Origin of the sequence: Psychrobacter sp. GW64-MNA-CIBAN-0177, from assembly GCF_040309585.1 — a bacterium.
In the GTDB taxonomy this organism is placed as follows: Bacteria; Pseudomonadota; Gammaproteobacteria; order Pseudomonadales; family Moraxellaceae; genus Psychrobacter; species Psychrobacter okhotskensis.
Genome location: NZ_JBEOOY010000006.1, coordinates 61,525 through 80,944, shown reverse-complemented (window position 1 = coordinate 80,944; position 19,420 = coordinate 61,525). Strand labels below are relative to the sequence as shown.

General features: G+C 44.7%; 17 protein-coding genes. 4 read left to right on the top strand and 13 right to left on the bottom strand.

What is annotated here, in order from left to right; translation table 11 throughout:
- Positions 1 to 144: 144 nt before the first annotated feature.
- The 10 genes from AAEY79_RS05915 to AAEY79_RS05870 form a co-directional block, all read right to left on the bottom strand.
- The gene (locus tag AAEY79_RS05915) at positions 145 to 939 is read right to left on the bottom strand and encodes a cell division protein FtsQ/DivIB (RefSeq protein WP_025652412.1); all 795 of its coding nucleotides are present in this window, start codon (positions 937 to 939) and stop codon (positions 145 to 147) included.
- A 523-nt stretch (positions 940 to 1,462) separates the two neighbouring features.
- Positions 1,463 to 2,563, bottom strand: coding sequence for a D-alanine--D-alanine ligase (locus AAEY79_RS05910; protein WP_227523271.1), 1,101 nt, complete (start codon positions 2,561 to 2,563; stop codon positions 1,463 to 1,465).
- A 31-nt stretch (positions 2,564 to 2,594) separates the two neighbouring features.
- Entirely contained in the window at positions 2,595 to 4,031 is a 1,437-nt protein-coding gene (murC, locus tag AAEY79_RS05905; protein WP_352287620.1) for a UDP-N-acetylmuramate--L-alanine ligase, read from the bottom strand.
- A gap of 79 nt (positions 4,032 to 4,110) precedes the next feature.
- Complete coding sequence (gene murG / locus AAEY79_RS05900) at positions 4,111 to 5,196, bottom strand: undecaprenyldiphospho-muramoylpentapeptide beta-N-acetylglucosaminyltransferase (protein ID WP_173238824.1); 1,086 nt, start codon at positions 5,194 to 5,196, stop codon at positions 4,111 to 4,113.
- Between the two features lie 221 nt (positions 5,197 to 5,417).
- Positions 5,418 to 5,861, bottom strand: a complete 444-nt coding sequence (locus tag AAEY79_RS05895; RefSeq protein ID WP_201565461.1) for a DUF2147 domain-containing protein — start codon at positions 5,859 to 5,861, stop codon at positions 5,418 to 5,420.
- Between the two features lie 256 nt (positions 5,862 to 6,117).
- Complete coding sequence (gene gshB / locus AAEY79_RS05890; RefSeq protein ID WP_173238823.1) at positions 6,118 to 7,089, bottom strand: glutathione synthase; 972 nt, start codon at positions 7,087 to 7,089, stop codon at positions 6,118 to 6,120.
- A gap of 57 nt (positions 7,090 to 7,146) precedes the next feature.
- Positions 7,147 to 7,866, bottom strand: coding sequence for an orotate phosphoribosyltransferase (gene pyrE, locus AAEY79_RS05885; RefSeq protein ID WP_201583029.1), 720 nt, complete (start codon positions 7,864 to 7,866; stop codon positions 7,147 to 7,149).
- A gap of 61 nt (positions 7,867 to 7,927) precedes the next feature.
- Positions 7,928 to 8,941, bottom strand: coding sequence for a hypothetical protein (locus AAEY79_RS05880; RefSeq protein WP_025652405.1), 1,014 nt, complete (start codon positions 8,939 to 8,941; stop codon positions 7,928 to 7,930).
- A 57-nt stretch (positions 8,942 to 8,998) separates the two neighbouring features.
- A complete protein-coding gene (locus tag AAEY79_RS05875; protein WP_201583028.1) occupies positions 8,999 to 9,838 on the bottom strand; it encodes an SDR family oxidoreductase in 840 nt (279 codons plus the stop codon).
- 108 nt (positions 9,839 to 9,946) lie between these two features.
- Positions 9,947 to 12,142 carry a DUF4105 domain-containing protein gene (locus AAEY79_RS05870; protein WP_201583027.1) on the bottom strand — a complete coding sequence of 732 codons (2,196 nt, stop codon included), beginning with the start codon at positions 12,140 to 12,142 and terminating at the stop codon, positions 9,947 to 9,949.
- Between the two features lie 183 nt (positions 12,143 to 12,325).
- Here AAEY79_RS05870 and ampD point away from each other — a divergent pair, with 183 nt between their 5' ends.
- The 3 genes from ampD (at position 12,326) to AAEY79_RS05855 (ending at position 15,530) form a co-directional block, all read left to right on the top strand.
- Positions 12,326 to 12,910, top strand: a complete 585-nt coding sequence (ampD, locus tag AAEY79_RS05865) for a 1,6-anhydro-N-acetylmuramyl-L-alanine amidase AmpD (protein ID WP_374189998.1) — start codon at positions 12,326 to 12,328, stop codon at positions 12,908 to 12,910.
- A 309-nt stretch (positions 12,911 to 13,219) separates the two neighbouring features.
- On the top strand, positions 13,220 to 14,770 hold the full coding sequence (gene murJ / locus AAEY79_RS05860; RefSeq protein ID WP_201583025.1) for a murein biosynthesis integral membrane protein MurJ: 1,551 nt from the start codon (positions 13,220 to 13,222) through the stop codon (positions 14,768 to 14,770).
- A gap of 127 nt (positions 14,771 to 14,897) precedes the next feature.
- Entirely contained in the window at positions 14,898 to 15,530 is a 633-nt protein-coding gene (locus tag AAEY79_RS05855; protein WP_201565469.1) for a hypothetical protein, read from the top strand.
- Positions 15,531 to 15,614: 84 nt separating this feature from the next.
- On the opposite strand, the gene AAEY79_RS05850 is transcribed toward AAEY79_RS05855, so the two are convergent.
- The gene (locus AAEY79_RS05850; RefSeq protein ID WP_201565470.1) at positions 15,615 to 16,223 is read right to left on the bottom strand and encodes a GNAT family N-acetyltransferase; all 609 of its coding nucleotides are present in this window, start codon (positions 16,221 to 16,223) and stop codon (positions 15,615 to 15,617) included.
- A 278-nt stretch (positions 16,224 to 16,501) separates the two neighbouring features.
- Here AAEY79_RS05850 and ribF point away from each other — a divergent pair, with 278 nt between their 5' ends.
- The gene (ribF, locus tag AAEY79_RS05845; RefSeq protein WP_201565471.1) at positions 16,502 to 17,542 is read left to right on the top strand and encodes a riboflavin biosynthesis protein RibF; all 1,041 of its coding nucleotides are present in this window, start codon (positions 16,502 to 16,504) and stop codon (positions 17,540 to 17,542) included.
- 149 nt (positions 17,543 to 17,691) lie between these two features.
- Here ribF and AAEY79_RS05840 read toward each other — a convergent pair whose 3' ends face one another.
- Together AAEY79_RS05840 and AAEY79_RS05835 are read right to left on the bottom strand one after the other, a co-directional pair.
- The gene (locus AAEY79_RS05840; RefSeq protein ID WP_101212337.1) at positions 17,692 to 17,931 is read right to left on the bottom strand and encodes a DUF2789 family protein; all 240 of its coding nucleotides are present in this window, start codon (positions 17,929 to 17,931) and stop codon (positions 17,692 to 17,694) included.
- 214 nt (positions 17,932 to 18,145) lie between these two features.
- A complete protein-coding gene (locus AAEY79_RS05835; RefSeq protein ID WP_101212575.1) occupies positions 18,146 to 19,129 on the bottom strand; it encodes a malate dehydrogenase in 984 nt (327 codons plus the stop codon).
- Positions 19,130 to 19,420 lie beyond the last annotated feature (291 nt).

The following is a 19,420-nucleotide window of genomic DNA, read 5'->3' as shown; positions in this document are numbered from 1 at the left end:
GCTAAACAGGAGACCAAATGACGTCCCCATTAAATCATTAAAAAAGCGCTATTACTACGCTGTTATATCCTACTGTACGTTCAATTTTGATGCTTATACAATACTTCTGCTTACTTATTATTGACTGTGTTTTCTGACTGTCAATTATTTTGCTGCTTCGGCTTCGGGTTGTGCCATATTCCAAGCAATGGTAAAACCGTTTTTGTAACGTAAATCGACCGACTGTATCTCTTTTCGGCGGTTACTTAACTGATTACCTAATAATTGACTTAGATTCAGCAGTTTTTGTGCGGTGTTTTCATTGTCAACAATGACGCGCTGACCATTATCAAAACGAATGAGCCACGTCATTCTTGGTGACAGAATAATATCAGCGACTTGCATATCAAGTGGCGCATACCAATCATTGATTTGCTGCATTTGTTGCATGATAACCGGTGCTTGCGTTATCTCACCTTGTAACGTAGCAAATTGCGCTTGTGTCAAATCTCTACTGTCAGCGGGAACAAAAACAGCCCCTTTTGCATCAACCAAACGCTCGGTACCAAAATTAGCAACTGCTTGCTTGGGGAGTGCTGTGACGACGATACCACGTTGCCAATCCCGAGACACACTCACTTGGTCAACCCAAGCAAGGCCAGTAGTGATGTCCCTTAGTGCTTGTAAATCAGACGTAAAAAAACTGCTGACTTTCTGTTGGTTCATCACTTGCTGTAGTGCTCGATACTGAGCGACTGTCAAACCTTGATTGCTGACATGAATAGCTGCTGGAGGTGCATCGCGTAGGGCTTTGCCACCCATAATCAATATAAGCACTAATAAACCCAACACCAATACCATAAAAAAATATCTGACCGAAGTCGGTACTTGGAAGTTAGATTTTGGGCGACGGGTTTTATCACTCATCAAGTCAGTTACGTCGTTGACAGTTTGAGCCATAATGACCTTTGTCCCTATTTTGCATAAAACTATTTGCATAAAGCCAATAGTGCGTTCTATTAAAAGTTAATCTGCATCACGGACGCAGAGAATGACGGATTGAATATGTTAGCAAAATATTTGGCGAAAATGAGTGATATAACCCTGTTATCTGATTTCAAACGTAACATTTTTCTCATTTTATGAAGAACTTATAACATATACTCATAAAACAACATAAATATCACTAAAACGATTCAATAATTACAATATTAACGTATTTTGCGGTCAAACAATAGCCTAACCCTTACTACTAACAACGAATTTACACAAGTTTACACGAAGCTGTGGTATAGCAGGGCTAGCGATACATTCATATCTGCTTATATTCATAAATATTCAATAATGTCAGTATCTATTTGACGATTATTTTTACCCATTAATAATCACTTTTCAAACTTCTATAGTATCAATAGCGATTATCACAAACTGCGTTATGAATATTAAGCCAGACAAGAACATTTAAGCTGAATCTACCAACTGTTTATAATGTTTGCGTAAGGATGTGCCAGCACAGCGTATTGAAATCCATACCACGCGCCTTAGCTGCCATCGGTACCAAACTATGACTGGTCATGCCCGGGACGGTATTAATCTCAAGCAACCAAAAGTTACCTGCTTCGTCCTGCATAGCATCGATACGCCCCCACCCTTTGGCATCAACAGCACGGAATGCAGCAAGGCTCAAATCTTGTAAATGCTTTTCATCAGCGTCACTTAAGCCGCACGGAATATAGTAGCTGGTATCGTTACGATTGTATTTGGCTTCAAAATCATAGAAGTTGGTGATATCAGCAGGCTCAAGACGAATGACCGGATAGGCTTCGTCATCGATAATAACAATCGTAAACTCGCGACCAGTAATCCAGCGCTCAGCCATGACAGCATCACCGCACTGTACCGCTGTTGCATAAGCCGCCGGCAACTCGTCCAAGTTATTAACCTTGGTCATGCCAATACTCGAACCTTCATGAACGGGCTTGATAATGAGTGGCAGACCTAGCATATTGACCACTTGCTGCCAGTCGGTATCGGCCGTCAATAGTGAAAATGGTGCCGTCGCTAAGCCGCAGCCTTGCCACAATTGCTTGGTACGAACCTTGTCCATGCCCAGCGCTGATGCCAAAATGCCTGAACCTGTCTGCGGAATATCAAACCATTGCAACACGCCTTGTAGCAAACCATCTTCACCGCCGCGACCATGCAACACATTAAACACGCGATCATAATCACGCAGCTCAGTAATGTCCTGATGCTTAGGATCAAAATGAGTGGCATCAACGCCTTGGTTTTGTAGCGCTTGCAAGACAGCGGCGCCACTGTCTAACGACACGCTGCGCTCATTGCTACTGCCACCATAAATAACGGCTACTTTACCAAACTGGCCAGCATCTTTTACTTCGCTGTTGTTATTGCTTAGTTCTGCCCTATCATTAGCGACTTTATCACTTGCAAGCTTGTCTTGCTCCGCTTGAGCCGCCGCCGCTAGTGCTGTCTCTGGGTTGGTAATCGTTGCTTTACCTTCAACATTATCGCTGGCTTTATGAAGGTCGTTTGCATTTTTTTGGTGGTTATTGCTTGTCATAAGGATAGTTCCTAGAATTCTTTTTAGCTTATTAGATATAAAGGTTATTGGCGGCCAAATCTACTGCTATCTGGCCCACATTACCCGCACCTTGGGTAATCAGCATGTCATTGGCTTTTAATAAACGCTGCATGACCGGTGCTAAATTGTCCTTGTCAATAATCGTCGGTTCAACTTCACCGCGCAGCCGAATGCTACGTGCCAATGACTTGGTATCAGCACCAGTAATCGGGCTTTCACCTGCTGAATATACGTCTAATAATAATAGCTCATCTACGCTGGAGAGTACTTCGACAAAATCATCAAAACAATCGCGGGTACGGCTATAACGGTGCGGCTGAAACATCATTACCAAACGACGCTCAGGGAAGCTTTGACGCGCCGCTTTAATCGTCGCGTCGACTTCTTTTGGATGATGACCATAATCGTCAATCAACAACACGTCACCATCATCGATACTGACAGAGGCATGCTGCTCAAAACGACGACCCACGCCTTCGAATTTTTGCAAGGCGCGTTTGATGGCCTCGTCATCGACACCTTCATCTGTCGCCATGGTAATAGCGGCAAGCACATTGTAGACGTTATGAGTACCAGGAATATTAAGGGTCAAACGTAAAGGCTCGCGGTCACGGCGCAATACGGTAAAGTGAGTTTTTGTGCCCTCTGTCACCAAGTCAACGGCCTGTACATCGTTAAAAGGCTCAAGCCCAAAGGTCAATATGGGACGACCAATATCATCAATCATCGCATATAATTCTGGGTCATCACCGCACACAACGGCCAAACCATAAAACGGCATATTTTGTAAAAACTGAATATAAGCGGCTTTTAATTTGTCAAAACTATTTTCATACGTTTCCATATGGTCTTGATCGATGTTGGTCACAATTGCAGCCATCGGATGCAAAGACAAAAACGAGGCATCAGACTCATCGGCTTCTGCTACTAAGAAACGGCTGCTACCCAGTGCGGCATTTTTGCCAGAAGCGTTCAGCTTACCACCAATCACGTAGGTAGGATCGAGCTGCCCTTCTGCCATCATCGTAGTGAGCAAACTGGTCGTTGTGGTCTTGCCATGCGCGCCGGCCACGGCAATGCCATGACGATAACGCATTAATTCACCCAACATATCGGCGCGGCGTACCACTGGCAGACGCGCTTCAAGCGCTGCTTTTACTTCAGGATTGCTGCGATCAATCGCTGACGATACAACGATGACATCCGCATTGGCAATATTTTTGGAATCGTGACCTATCGATATCTCAATACCAATCTGCTGTAGACGGCGAGTCACCAGGCTATCAGCAATATCAGAACCGCTGACTTGATAGCCCTGATTCTTCATCACTTCCGCGATACCGCACATCCCCGAGCCGCCAATACCGACAAAATGCAAGTGCTGAATACGGCGCATCTCTGGTATTTCAATCAAACGCTTAGGTAAGGCTTTCGCAGGAATAGACATAGGGTTTTCTCTTTATATAAGACTAATGAAATTTGCTAAAGTAAAAAATCGCTGACAAAATTAATGCTAAGACCGACGCTTATAATGCTTGCCAGATAATATCAGCGACTTGCTGGCTGGCGCGGCGATTGGCGAGCGCATGGCCTTTTTTGGCCATCGTCAAGCAGGTTTGTCGATCCAGTACAGCAAGCTCATCACTTAAACGCTTCGCTGTCAGCTCAGACTGCGGTAATAAAATCGCTGCCTCGTGTGATGTCAAGGTACGCGCATTCGCTGTTTGATGGTCATCAACGGCATGCGGTAGCGGCACAAAAATCGCAGCGATACCGACGTTTTGGATTTCGGTAACGGTCAATGCGCCTGCGCGGCAAACAATCATATCCGCCCAATTATAAGCCGCTGCCATGTCATCGATAAAGGGCTGTACGGTAAAGTGATGCGCACTTAAATTCTCGCTATCATAAGCCGTTTGCGTGGCTGCGTCGTTATTACGGCCACACTGATGACGCACTTCAAAAGGACGGTCTATTAATGCCAGCGCTTTTGGTACGATTTCGTTTAAAACTTGCGCACCAAGTGAGCCGCCTACGACCAACAACTTAAGTGGTGAGCTATCAGTGACATCATAACGCTCAGCCGGTTCGGCAACCCCCGTAATGGCGTTACGCACTGGATTGCCAACCGTTTCAAGCTTAGCATCAAGCTGACTATTCGCAAAGGTATTCTCAAATGCTTGTAATACTTTAGTGGCCATCTTAGCCAAATAACGATTACTCATACCAGCAATGGCATTTTGCTCGTGAATAATCAGCGGTGTTTTGGTCAGACGCGCCGCAATCCCGCCGGGTGCAGTCACATAACCGCCAAAGCCAACGACAATATCAATCTGATTGTTGCGAATGACTTTGATGGCGGCCATGGTAGCTGAGAGTAAGGTAACCGGCAATTTTAGTAAGCGCCCTAGCCCTTTACCGCGCAGGCCCTGCATATCGATAGCATGAAACTGATACCCAGTCGGCGCAACCAAGCCATTCTCCATACCGTTTGGCGTCCCTAACCAATGGATAATAGCACCGCGCTCGGTTAGTGCTTCGGCCACGGCAAGCGCTGGAAATACGTGCCCACCTGTGCCAGCAGCCATCATCAATATATGCGGTGTTTTCATGAACGTCTGCCTATCTTTTCTTTATTTATATGAAGGGTTTGTCAGCCTGCAGTCATATCGATCGTTAGAGAATACTGACACTGTAAAAGCCCGCATAGTATAGAGGAAATCAATGTCTTATATACAGTAATTTCTGGTTTACCAATAACAAAAATCCAAGCCGTGAGCAATCGCGACTTGGCTTTGTTGATGACTTAGATTGAAGGGTAAAACGTCAATGCTTAACGGTGTTTTAAAATACGAGTTTTACCCAGTAATGAGATGCCTTTATAGCCACGTAGCTTCAGCGTATCGCCTTGTAATTCTGCTTTTCCAGAAAAGGTTCTGCCAGTCTCTGGCTCAATACCGCTACCATTGACATATTTATTAGGATCGTTAGCATCTGGCTCTAAATCCCACAGCACCGTCGCTCCCGTCAAAGGCTTGTTTTTAAATTTACCTTTACATTCATCACAGACTTTTTTATTTTTGGCACGAGGGTCCAAAATCTCAACAATTTTGGCCGAAAGCTTACCGTTGCTTTCAGAAAACCTTAACACCGCATCGGGCTTACCACTATCGTTGTAAGTGGTCCATTTGGTATTGTTGAGTTGGTCTGCTGCACTGGCACTAAAACCCAATGCTAGGCCTGCGGTAAGTAAGAGTGATTTTGCAAATGTATTCATAGTACGTCCTTGTGTTATGAAAGAGTTGATACAGTGCTTGGTATCATCTTATAGCTCGATAATACTGTCCTATCATATAAAATTATGATAAATAATCAAGATATCTTAGCATAATTATTAGGTTTTTTATGAACATAAGTTTCTTTTCAATCACTCTTTTCTTACTACTAAAGCTTGATAGCTTTACAGTTTAATAATTATAAAGGTTAATGACTATTTAGCTCAAATAACTGTTTATTTGAAATAGCTATTGAACTTAGACAGCCAATTTATTTTCAATCGCTACGATAAAGTCTGTACCAATATCGGTGCCACATTGGTCATCAATCTCACGTACGCAAGTTGGACTAGTGACGTTAATCTCCGTAATACGGCCACCGATTAAGTCTAAGCCGACGAACATTAGTCCTTTTTCTTTGACGATTGGCGCGACCACTTCTGCGACTTGACGCTCAACGTCAGTCAGCGGCATAGCCACACCGCTACCGCCGGCAGCCAGATTACCACGGGTCTCGCCTTTGGTAGGAATACGCGCCAAGCTATAATCGATTACCACGCCATCGACGATTAGCACGCGCTTATCGCCTTGTTTGATCTCTGGTAAATAACGCTGTGCCATAATTGGCAAGGTCTCAAGCTCAGTTAATATCTCCAGCGTCACTCCAATGTTTGGGCTATCAGCAGTCAAACGAAAAATACCAGTACCGCCCATACCATCTAACGGCTTGACGATAACGTCTTGCTGTTCAGCGATAAACTTGCGAATATGCGCTTGTTTACTGGTCACAATCGTTGGGCTCATATAGTCGCTAAACCAAGTTGCAAACAATTTCTCATTACAGTCGCGAATTGCTTGTGGGTCATTGACCACCAACACACCTGCCGATTTGGCATGATCGAGCATATAAGTCGCATAGATAAAGCGCATGTCAAACGGGGGATCTTTACGCATCAAAATCACGTCATAGTCGCTGACTGACACTGTCGCCTTGTCGCCTAGCGTATAAAAATCTTCAGGATTGCGTGCAACGGTTACTGGCTGCGCATCTATCATCAGCTGCCCACGATCCAACCATAGATCATGTATTTGGCAATAGCCCAGTGTGTGTCCTCGATCTTGTGCTGCCCACATCATCGCAAGGCTGGTGTCTTTTTTATAATTAACCCGCTCGATAGGATCCATAATGACGAGTATTTTTAGAGATTTTTTTTGCTTTTCTTGGCTCATGATAAGGCTCACTTACGTTATATTATTATTAGAATAGATTCAAACTTCAGTACCCAACTATACACCGTACTGCGCGCGGTAATGCTGCATTTTTGCCAGTTGCGTCGCATCTTTATACTGACCGCTTTGTACGTCATGGTCATCCGCTAAATAGCTGATTAAATCGTCGATATCGACGAGTGCACGTACTGGTACTTTTAGGGTCGCAGCAAGCTCTTGAATAGCAGAATGATCGCTTTGGCCTTTTTCTTTACGATCGAGGGCCACTATAATACCGGCCACACTAGCACCTGCTTGCTCTAAAATATCGACCACTTCGCGCATCGCTGTGCCCGCCGTAATCACATCGTCAAGTACCCAAACGGCTTTGCCACTGACATCAGCACCTACCAAATTACCCCCTTCACCGTGGGTTTTGGCTTCTTTACGGTTATAACCCCATTCGGCATTAATGCCATGATGCAGCCATAACGCTTGCGCGGTTGCAGCCACAAATGGAATGCCTTTATAGGCCGCACCAAAAATGACCAGCTCTTGCTGCTCTGCACCGTTATTGTTAGCTGCCATCTGTTCGGCCATTTTCTCAGCCAAAGCATCTGCATAACCACGTGCTAGTAATGACAACATCTCACCCGTTGCCAGCAAGCCAGCATTAAAAAAATACGGACTGATACGACCAGACTTGAGCACGAACTCACCAAACTTCAGGACTTGATTGTCTAAAGCCAGTTGAATAAATTGGTGGGATGAGAAAGAAGGGTTTTGAGCATGAGACATTATGGCGTTCCTATCGTCGAAAAGAAGGTCAAAAAACTGGCATTATTGTACGCATTATTGGTCAGCTTGACCAACCATTGATGTCGTAATCCTGCATATTGGGGTAACGAGTCAGTAGCCCACTACGTGATGAACAATTAAAATAACACTGGCCATCATGGCTCACTTGTATGTCCCAGCCTAAATGATAAGCGGCAACAATGATATGCCCAGCAAATATGCGCATCTGACGATAAGCATGGCGCTGGGCGGGCTCACAAACAATTTGGCTAAGCAGATAGCTGCGTACATGCTGACAGATTTGCGCAGCGCTATAGCTATGATTGATGCTTTTGCGCGTACTACATTGCTTTAGGGCATGAACGGCGACACTACACGCCATAATATCCGTCGCCAAACTGCCCTCGCCTGTCTCAAACTGCTGCGGCTGCAAAACCACTTGCCAATCATCGGCATAGAGGCTGCTGAGTAATTCATCAGGATTATAGTGTTTGGTCAATGCACGCAGCGACGCTGAAGTACTTTTGGTGCTCTTATTAATCTTGTTCGGATCGCTCTGTAGCGGACTATCCGCAAGCGTAAAACCGTAACGATGCAGTTTTGGATAAGCACGAAGTACTTGCTGAATATCTGACATGTCCAACAAAGTCATATCGGTTAATGGCGATAATAATGGCTGCTCGCTATGATTGTGATAAAAGCTGTCGGGAAACTCAACAAGTTGGGCGGCATTGAGTAAGGACAAATGCTCAGTCAGCGCCTCTGAGGCAATAAGCGCCCACTTCGATAGTGTCGCCTCATTAGGCTGATAAAAGCGCGCAGAATTCCCATAAAGCCGTCGTAATTGACCATTTAAGCGTCGAGCAGGTTCTGGAATATCACTTAACGGACGTGCAGGATCAAGGGGCGATTGACTGGGATCAAAATTGGGATGGACGATTGCAGGCTGCTGTGAATCAGCTAGCATAGATGATTGCTCAGCCTTTTTTTGCACATGGTTTTCTGCCAGCTTACCGCCTTCTGCTGCCAGATTAGCATGAGACAAACGGTCATCAGAAGTAGAAGGCTGGGTCATGAAATCTCCATAAACTATAAAACATAAAAACAATTCTAATTAAATCAAACTATCATCTTACTCTTGATAACTCAAAATATCACGATAACCTGCTTGCCAGTCAGGATAATCCAGCCAAGCTAACGGAATGTTGCTATGCAAGCGCTTCCCCGTAACTGCTGTTTTTGAATGATCAATAGTAGGCGGTGTCTCACCTATTTGCTCGCTTAACCAAACGCCTAGCTCATGAGTGGTGACGGGCGCATAGTCAGTGGCGATATAAAGTGGCTTTGGTGCCTCAATGGTCAGGACGTTGGTGATAATATTGACCAAATCACGATCCATAATACGATTACTCCAGTGCTGTGCGGCTACTGGCTCTTTTTGTTTCTCTTTGGCCTTGCATAAGCGCATGAGACGCGCGCGACCATAAATACCGCTCGGACGAATGATAACGGCTTTATCGCCAAAGCCTTGTTGCAGCACTTGTTCTGCTTGCAAGATTACCTTTGATGCTTCGCGCTCAGGGCTGACAGGCACAGTATCTGCATCAATCCATTCGCCACTATCCTGACCATAAACACCCGTTGAGGAAATAAAAACAACGCGCGCAAGGTTGGTTAGCTTATCCGCAAACTCTGCTAAGTGTTGATTAATCGCCAAATAACTGTCGTGATAACCGCTGGTTGAATACTCATCAGGAGTGACGATAATTGCAATATGAGTAAATTCTTGCAGTTGGGCAGCGCTAAGCGTCAACGCATCAGCTTGCATAAACTTTGCATTACTATTCAAATCATAATGCTCGCGTTCATTGCGGGCAAGGCCTGTGACCGATGAGCCTTCCTCAGCAAGTTTATTGGTAACGGGCAAACCGATATCACCTTGTCCAATAATCAGTAAATTTTGCGTACTCATAATGCGTCCTTTCTTTAACAAAAGCCTTTTGGCACAAGTTTTTCATTACCAGTCTTTCACGCACCATCTAAAAATACTACTTATGAAGACAGCGGCTAGAAATAGTGGTTAGAAATAGCGTCTGTATGACAGCTGCACGTCGTCATTAGCATCGATGCGATCTTGCCATTCATAATTAGCATTAATACGTAATGCTTGTTTTTTATCGATATCGTATTGCAGACCTAACGTTGAGACCGGCTGCCAGTAGTGACCGCGAGCGTTAGAGTCATCACTGCTGCCATGATACCAATATGGCAATTGCAATTCAGCCTGCGCGCGTAACTGATTGTTAATCTGATAACGGCAACCAGCATTCACGCCTGCACCTACTCGAAAGCCTTTATTGATACCGCGCCCTGCTTGCCCCGTGCCTGATAGCAATGCGTAACATAGCTGCGGCGGCATCTCGCCAGTACCAGCGCTTGGCGTACCAAACGCCCACGACCAGCCCGTCTCATAGCCCACGCTCCCGACCAAATGATCGCTGCCAGCTTGCTGTGAGCCATCGTTTACTCGGGTTGCCTCGACACTGACACCCCAAGTTTTGCCTTGCTTAGCGCTATTTACCGGGTTAAATGAGCGGCCACGCAGCAGTGTAATGTTCTGCAAGACCACGCTGTCCAGCTGTTTATTGTTACTGTTGTCATCATTATCATAAAAGCGTAGCGTCGCTGCCAGCCCTTCTAAATTAAAAAACTGTGAAAACCCAGTGGTACGATCAAGGGTGTCATGAAAACCTGCACGCACACCCACATCGATATAGTTATTGTCACCGCGTTGTCCGACACCAATCTGCGCCATTTGCAATGGATGTCTATCTATTGGGTTATTGTTCGAAGCGACGATAGGCAGGTTGCGTATGGTTTGACCATCTGCTGACATACTGGATGCTGGATTGCGCTCTGCAGATTTGATCTCTTGGGCTGCCTCTTTAGGCAATGGCTGATAACCTAGCTTAGCGGCGACCTTGGCTTGATTGAGCGCGGCTTGACGCACAGTATCATCAGCTGGCGTATAACTAGGGTTTGCCAGTAAGTCTTCTTCATTAAGCAGCTGAATGACGTCAGAAGGTACGACGGCATAAGGCAGTCGGCTTAATAAATGCTGCTGTGGGCGTACGACGTCGATAAGACGTAAAACCTCAGAGGCGCAATTATCGGTGGTGAAGTAATACGGTAACTCTAACCCTTTGGTCTCCCAAACATGCAACATGATTTGCTGCACCTCGCTTGGGGTCAAATTCAACTGATACGTCCACGCATCACGCTCATCGTCTTTGAGATACTTCGCCAGCTTTTCTGGATAAGGATCGATTTCGATGGCGTTATCATAGCCACCTGTCATAGATTTGAAAGCATAAATCAAAAAGCTGTCGTCTGGATCACCATCGACCGTATAATTCAGCGCGTAGGCATGATGAATCTGACTGGGATCAGCCACACTGGCCTTTGAGTCAATACGCAATAAAGTATGGGCAAAGGCTGATATAGGATTGTCCAAATACTCTTCGGCAAACATAATAGACAGCTGCTCGGGCGCTAGTGTTTGCATCCACTCATTCAGCTCTGGACACTCAGCTTGCCAGTTTGTCTTATCAATATTTAGCGTATCAGTCAGCCATTGAACGCGCGCTGGGAAACGACAGAGCACCGAGTTATTAGCGGTATTGTTTTTAATCGCTGTGTTTTTTTTAACGGTCGTGTTAGGCGTCGGCGCTAATTCTTCAGCAAGGGCGACCAGCAACGCATCAAGCTCTGCACCTGAGTCTTGTTGACCTTTTTCACTCAAAAAGAAGCTAGCATCCTCAACGAGACTTGTGTCTTTTTTCTTACCAATTAAGTTTTTTTGATCATCAAAGAAGTACAATAAACGTCGCCATGTCGTATGCTGAGCTAGGTTTTCTGTTTTTGCCTTCTCGCGCCACGATGCTAGCAGCTGCTCGGCAGTAATGTTGGTAATACTACTGACGTTATTATCGACACCGCTAGTAGTTTTATTGGTGCGTGGCTGATCAGTGACATCTTTATTTGAGGTGCTATTTGGCTTGATGTTATTATCTAGCTCAGCATCAGCGTTGTTATCCAACGCTAACGCGCCTGTGGTCACAAGCTCTGCTGGCGTTGGCAAAAATGCCTGCGCTTGTGCCGTCAGCAACAGACCTGCAACCATTAATGGTAAACGCGCGCGCCTGCTCATCTTCGTTGGCGTATAATCTGTCGTCAACAGGTTGGAGTGCACCACAAGGTTTGAATATATAGACATGAGTAATATCTCGCACTGTAAGAGCCATACGCTTATCGCGTTATTGGGTCTATCTAATCGTCAAAAGAAGGTTATGATTAGCTGTTTTTTAAAAAATTTCGCTATTAATTAATAAAAAATTGGTAATCACGAGTATTTGCTACGCACTTATTAACCCCATAATAAAAGAGAGCACTTATGTCCATGACACCGCCAATGACTATCAAAGACGGGCGCTTATCCTCAGCCACTTGGCTTATGTCGCCGAACTATAATAAACGACCCGACAACCTGACTATTGACACCATTATCATTCACAATATTAGCCTACCACCGAATGAGTTTGGCGTCTGCGGCAGTGATGGTGTTCATTATGTAAAAGCATTATTTACCAATCAATTAGACTGGGATGCGCATCCTTATTTTCAAACCATTCAGGGCGCAGAGGTCTCAGCACATCTATTTATAGAACGTGATGGTGCTATCACACAGTTTGTAAACTTTGCCGAGCGCGCATGGCATGCAGGCAGATCTAGCTATCTTGGCCGTCCTGAATGTAATGATTATAGCATTGGCATCGAGCTGGAAGGGTCAGATTTTGTGTCCTTTACCTCTGTGCAATATGACACACTTGCAGCCGTTATCGCTGCACTATATGACGCCTACCCCAAAACCCGCCGCCACCTAACGGGTCATAGTGATATCGCGCCGGGTCGAAAGACAGACCCTGGCGATTACTTTGACTGGCCAAAGTTACGTGCGCTGGTAGGAAAAAACCTTACGGACTAGGCGTGTCCTCAATTCAACTGATAGCGATCTAAATGGGCTAAAAATGGTTAAATCTTGCCAATCATCGTTAAATAGCTAGGCAATATTTCGATATTATCCTTGTTTAACTACAGTTTACCTCACTTTTATCACCATTTTTAAAATGAGGACACGCCCTAGCTTATATAAGAATCCTGAACTAATTCCACATTCAATCCATTTATCTCGATTATGAAAATGCTATAATCCGTCAGTTTTTTGATAACAGCAACTCAGCAAACAATCATCAGTAAACAACCAGCAGTAAACAACTTAGCAAAATAGGGTCTCATGGCAAAAAGTCGGTTATTTCGCTCAACCATGGTCGTCAGCAGCATGACCATGCTGTCCCGTATCTTAGGTCTGGTACGCGATGTCGTATTATTAGGGGTGTTTGGTGCAGGTGGTCTGATGGATGCCTTTTTGGTCGCCTTTAAGATACCTAACTTTTTGCGCCGTCTGTTTGCTGAAGGCGCCTTTAGCCAAGCTTTCGTGCCAGTACTGTCCGAATACAAAGAAAAATATAGCTTACAACAGGTACAGATATTAGTCAGTCGTACCTCAGGCGCCCTGTTGTTGATTCTATCCATGCTCACTGTGGTCGTCATTTTGATGGCGCCGTGGGTAGTGACTTTATTTGCTCCTGGATTTGCTGATCAACCTGGTAAATTTGCCATCACCGCCGAGCTGCTGCGTCTTACCTTTCCCTATTTATTATTTATTTCTATGACCGCTTTTGCTAGCGGTATTCTGCAAAGCTACGGGCGTTTTGCTGCGCCCGCTTTTGCACCGGTACTGTTGAATTTATGTATGATTGGCGGCGCATTAATTTTTGCCCCTATGTTCGATACACCGATTATGGCGCTTGGTTATGCCGTTGCAATCGCCGGTTTGCTACAGTTTCTCATACAGCTGCCGCAGTTATGGCAACAAAAGCTGCTGGTCGCGCCTAAGATTGATTTTCAGCACGAAGGCGTTAAACGTATCTTGAAGCTGATGCTGCCTGCTATCTTTGGTGTCTCTGTCACTCAGATCAATCTGCTCCTCAATACTATTTTTGCCTCATTAATGATTGGCGGATCAGTCTCTTGGCTTTATGCGGCAGAACGTATGAGCGAGCTGCCGTTAGGACTGATTGGCGTAGCGATTGGTACAGTCATTTTGCCAAGCTTATCAAAGAGTGAAGCGCAAAAGGATGATGTTAGCTTTAAAAAGACCATTGATTGGGCGGCACGTTTAATCATATTGGTGGGTGTGCCCGCATCAGCCGCCCTATTTATCTTGGCTGATGTGCTGATGCAAGCGCTGTTCTTGCGTGGTGAATTTACCTTGCGTGATGCGCAAATGAGTTCGCTGGCGTTACGCAGTATGGCCGGTGGGATTTTAGGCTTTATGCTCATTAAAATATTTGCGCCCGCATTTTTTGCCCGTCAAGACACTAGAACGCCAGTAAAAATCGGTATCATATCGGTCTTTGCCAATATGGTTTTTAGTGTGATCTTTATCGGGATATTCTACTTTTTAGAGATACCTCTGCATGGTGGTCTTGCCCTTGCGACCACAGGAGCGGCCTTCGTAAACGCGGGCTTATTATATTATTTCTTACATAAGCGCGATATTTTCCGTTTTGGCAACCATTGGAAAAAGCTGTTTGCCCAGTTTGCAATCTCTACCGCCTCTATGGTTGCCATCCTTTATATCATGTTGCCCTACTTCCCAGCCGACGAGGCTCAGTGGCGACGTATCGCGGCTCTGCTCATTATGTGTGCAGTAGGTGCTTTGGTTTATGGGGTGGTATTACTAGCAACAGGCTTCCGTCCACGTCAGCTAAAGCATGGCTAATTTATCTGTGAATGTTGAATAAATGACTTACTAAACCAAAACAAGCTTAATATGAGAATTGACAGTGAATGCCGCTGATAGTTGCCATAATTGTTTATTGATAAATAAATAAAATCTGAGGGTTACTATGACAATCAAGCATTCGATGCTGCAACGCTTACCAATGCTAATAACCGCTAGTGTATTGAGCACTGGATTGCTCATCAGTGGTTGTAGCAACAACGATAATGTAGAAACAGATGGCGCAAACACAGCAAGCGATACAGCCGCCATCGCTGACAACCCTGAAATCGATGCAGCCAATCAAACGGCAGGCGTTGATACGAAGAGCACGGTTGCAGGCGAGCAAATGACTGATAGCGCTGAAGACGAAACAGCTATTGACAGTGACAATATTAACCCTGTGATAAGCGCAGATAAAGAAAACGCCAAGCAGCCAAGCTTAGTCACTAACCCGACTCAATCTGGTACGCCAGAAGACACGGTTAAGCAAGCATTAGATAGCTTATATCAAGGTGACGTGAAAAAATCAGCCGGATACTATAAAGTAGACATGGCAAACTTTGAAGCAGAGCTTGCTAAGACGCAATCTGCTTTTCAGCAAACCGTCGATGGCGTTACTATCCTTGATACGACATATAATGCTAATAAAACTCGTGCAACCATCACTGGTGAGCTGATGCTAAAGGGTCAGAGTGAGCCCGCACCCTTGACTTATGAATTGCAAAAAATAGCGGGGCAATGGAAAATTTTGGGTTAAGACGCCACCCTGTATTCTTCCATGAGCAATTTAGAAAAAACCACTTTTTTAAAGTGGCTTTTTTGGCAATACTTTATCTCAATCTCACAACAATTCATCTGCTGTCACTGCTTTACCTAGCATCACGACATCAGCGATAAACCCTTCCATATCGCAAACTTTTGGCATGTAGCCCCACTGCTCAAAACCAAACTTACGGAACAGTCCTAAGCTTGGCTGATTATGGGCGAACACAAGGGCGACGATATTGTTAATACCGAGGCTTGGCGCTTGTGTCACCATCCAGCGCATCAGCGAGCTACCCAAGCCCTGCCCATGATAGTCCTGATGCAGATAAATACTAATTTCGCTGCTGATATGATAGGCCATACGTGCGTACAGATCACTATAGCTGCCCCACGCCACTATCGGCGCTGACGCTGTTTGCTCTGCGCTTTCGCCAGCCGTCGCCACTGCTCTCACGACATAAATAGGTCGAGTAGCACTATTTAAATGCTCATCAAACCAAGCCTCGCGCTCTTCACAAGTCACGTGTGTCAGATTGGCCGTTGCTTGTTTGCCCGCGATGCTTTGATTATAAATAGCCAAAATCTCTGATAAATCGTTCTGACTTGCACGCTCGACAACGAACGAATCGTTTAGATTATATTTTGATGAAATAGGCGGTATAGTAGTCAGGGCAACGTCAGTCATAATATCTCCATCGTTAATGGCGTGGTTGGTAATAGCTGCTGGTAAGTGACAACCATTAAGTGCTGTCCATCTGCAATAATGTTGGTAAATGAACTATCTATTTAATTGATACAGCAGTGATAAATAATGATACTTATCGCCTCTTACTTCGATTATGGAAGGACTATAGGATGTTAGTAGGGCTATTTTACTTTATAATGGCTGCTTTTAGACACATCGATTTTTAGTATAGGTGTGTTTTTTCGTTTTTTATCTGGTCTTATCATAGCTGAAAACTTATGAATACCTACTTTCTTGAGCAACTGATTGCGTCGCCGAGCGCTTTGCCTACCAACACTAGCCCGATAGACCTAGCACCTTGCGTGTTGACTATCGGTAATTTCGATGGCGTCCATCTGGGTCATCAAGCGATGCTGTCCCAAGTTCGGGAGATTGCCCAAGCACAAAACCTTGGCTCTGCCGTCATGATATTTGAGCCACAACCTCGTGAGTTTTTTGCCCCTGACACTGCCCCTGCGCGCCTGACCAATTTGGCAGAAAAACAAGCATTGCTCGCCGAATATGGTGTTGAAACTTTGATTGTAGCAGGCTTTGATTCTGATTTTCGATCGCTATCGGCCAAGGCCTTTGCGGATATTTTGGCACTGCGCTTAAACGTCAAATCCTTGGTGTTGGGTGATGACTTTAAATTTGGTCATGACCGTACTGGCGACAGTCAGTTTTTGCGGGATTATGGCTTAGATGTGACCAACCTACATACGGTTACTGATCGTAGTGAAAAAGCGGCACGTATTAGCTCCACTCGCGTTCGCGACTTATTATTGGCTGGCGACCTTGACGCTGCTAATGCGCTACTTGGTCGCGATTATGCCATGACAGGATTGGTAGTCGGCGGTGATAAAATCGGTCGCACTATGGACTTCCCTACGGCGAATATTGACTTAAAACGCTTAAAGCCAGCCTTACATGGTATATTTGCCGTCGATGTGGTGAGTCTAGATGATGATGGCGAAGTCATCACCAATGGTTTGACTGCACAAGCAACTGATGGAAAAATAGGCGTGGCAGGCTTGCGTCCGCATAGCTTATTTGGCACCGCCAGCATTGGTATCAGACCTTCTATTGATAAAGAGCATAACTGGCGTTTGGAAGTGCACTTTCCAGAGTTGCAAGCGGATTTGTATGACCTAACTCTACAGGTACGCTTTTTACATTACCTACATGGTGAACGTCATTATGATGGCTTAGAGGCGCTAAAAGTCGGTATCCATAACGATGTAAAAGCGTTACTCGAATGGCGAGCCAAGCAGCCTAGTTAGCATCTTAACTAAAATTATTATAATTGAGATATAGAACAGCAAAAACCCACAATTTTAAATTTATAGAATTGTGGGTTTTTTAATCGACTTATTATTTGTTTTTAAACTTATAGTCAAAATATCCTAAAAACGCGACGGTATTGCTGATTTTATGCGTCTGGATGCATCCGCACATTTAGCTCATCAATAGTCTCAACCCATGCAGCATCTTGCGTCCACTCTTCTTGTAAAAACATCCGTTGACTGTCATTCCAGACATCAGATTTTATCAACTCTTCGTTTTTAGTCAGTTGATGCTTCTCAATAAAACTACTAATCGCTTCGTCAGAGCTATCTAGTCCTAATTGGGCGAATAACTCATTCATACTATATTCAGGTTCACCTAGCATACTTTTTCTCCTTAAATACTACCAGTTTAATTGTCTTTATTATTTAGAATACACCACTTCATTGTAGCAAGCTTGAGACTAATAGCTGTTAATCAACGTTTAGCTAACGTTAGCAATTGTATTGATGGTTACTCAAGACATAAAAAAGCCCTCTAATGACAGAAGGCTTCTCTCTATACTACTTTTAATATTACTGTATCAATAGATTATCTGCTTATGGTAGCAAATGTGATACTGCATCACGCTCTTCGCTAAGCTCTTGTTCAGTGGCTGCCATCTTCTCTTTTGAGAAATCCGATGACACGTCAACGCCGTCTACGATAGACCAGTCGCCGTTAGCACAGGTCACTGGGAATGAGTAGATCAAGCCTTCAGCAATACCGTATTCGCCGTTTGAGTAAACGCCCATAGAGACCCAATCATTCTCATCGCTACCTAGCGCCCATGTACGTACATGGGCAATGGCTGCGTTGGCCGCAGAAGCAGCAGATGATGCACCGCGAGCTTTAATGATTGCAGCGCCGCGTTGTTGTACTTCTGGGATATAAGTACCTTCGTACCACTCACGATCGACTAAATCTAGTGCTGGCTTGCCGTTTACAGTTGCAGCCGTTAGATCTGGATACTGAGTTGATGAATGGTTACCCCAAATGATCATTTTTTTCACGTCATTAACGGTGCTGTCCGTTTTGCCAGCCAACTGTGCCATCGCACGGTTATGATCTAGGCGAGTCATAGCCGTAAAATTACGTGGATCTAAATCTGGTGCATTACGCTGAGCGATAAGCGCATTGGTGTTCGCAGGGTTGCCGACGACCAATACTTTTACATCACGGCTAGCAACGTCGTTCAGTGCTTTACCTTGCGCTGAGAAAATCGCAGCATTGGCTTCTAGCAAATCTTTACGTTCCATACCTGGGCCACGCGGACGTGAACCGACTAGCAGAGCATAGTCAACATCTTTGAATGCAACGGTCGCATCATCAGTTTGAACGATACCGGCCAATAATGGAAATGCACAGTCTTCTAATTCCATGACCACACCCTTTAGGGCGTCAAGTGCTGGGGCGATTTCAAGCAATTGCAAAATAACTGGCTGATCTTTACCTAGCATCTCACCAGAGGCAATACGAAATAACATAGCATAGCTGATATTACCAGCGGCACCAGTGACGGCAACACGTAAAGGCTGTTTCATTGACATTGAATACTCCCTAATTATAGATTAGATAATTCACGATTCTAATGAATAGTTCTGATTAATGATTCTAATGGATGGTTCTGATTGATGAATATCGTTTGAGATAGCGATCTGCTCACTGTATATAGCAGTCATAAACCGATAGCTAGTGTAGCACCTCAGCCTATTAATCGTCTAGAGAAAGCAAGAAGGCTATGCACGACTATATTGTTACATTTTATACGGGTAGCAAGACAAAGCTGATAACAAAGCCTTTGGTATAAAGGTTTAAGAATAAAGAGAAGGGGA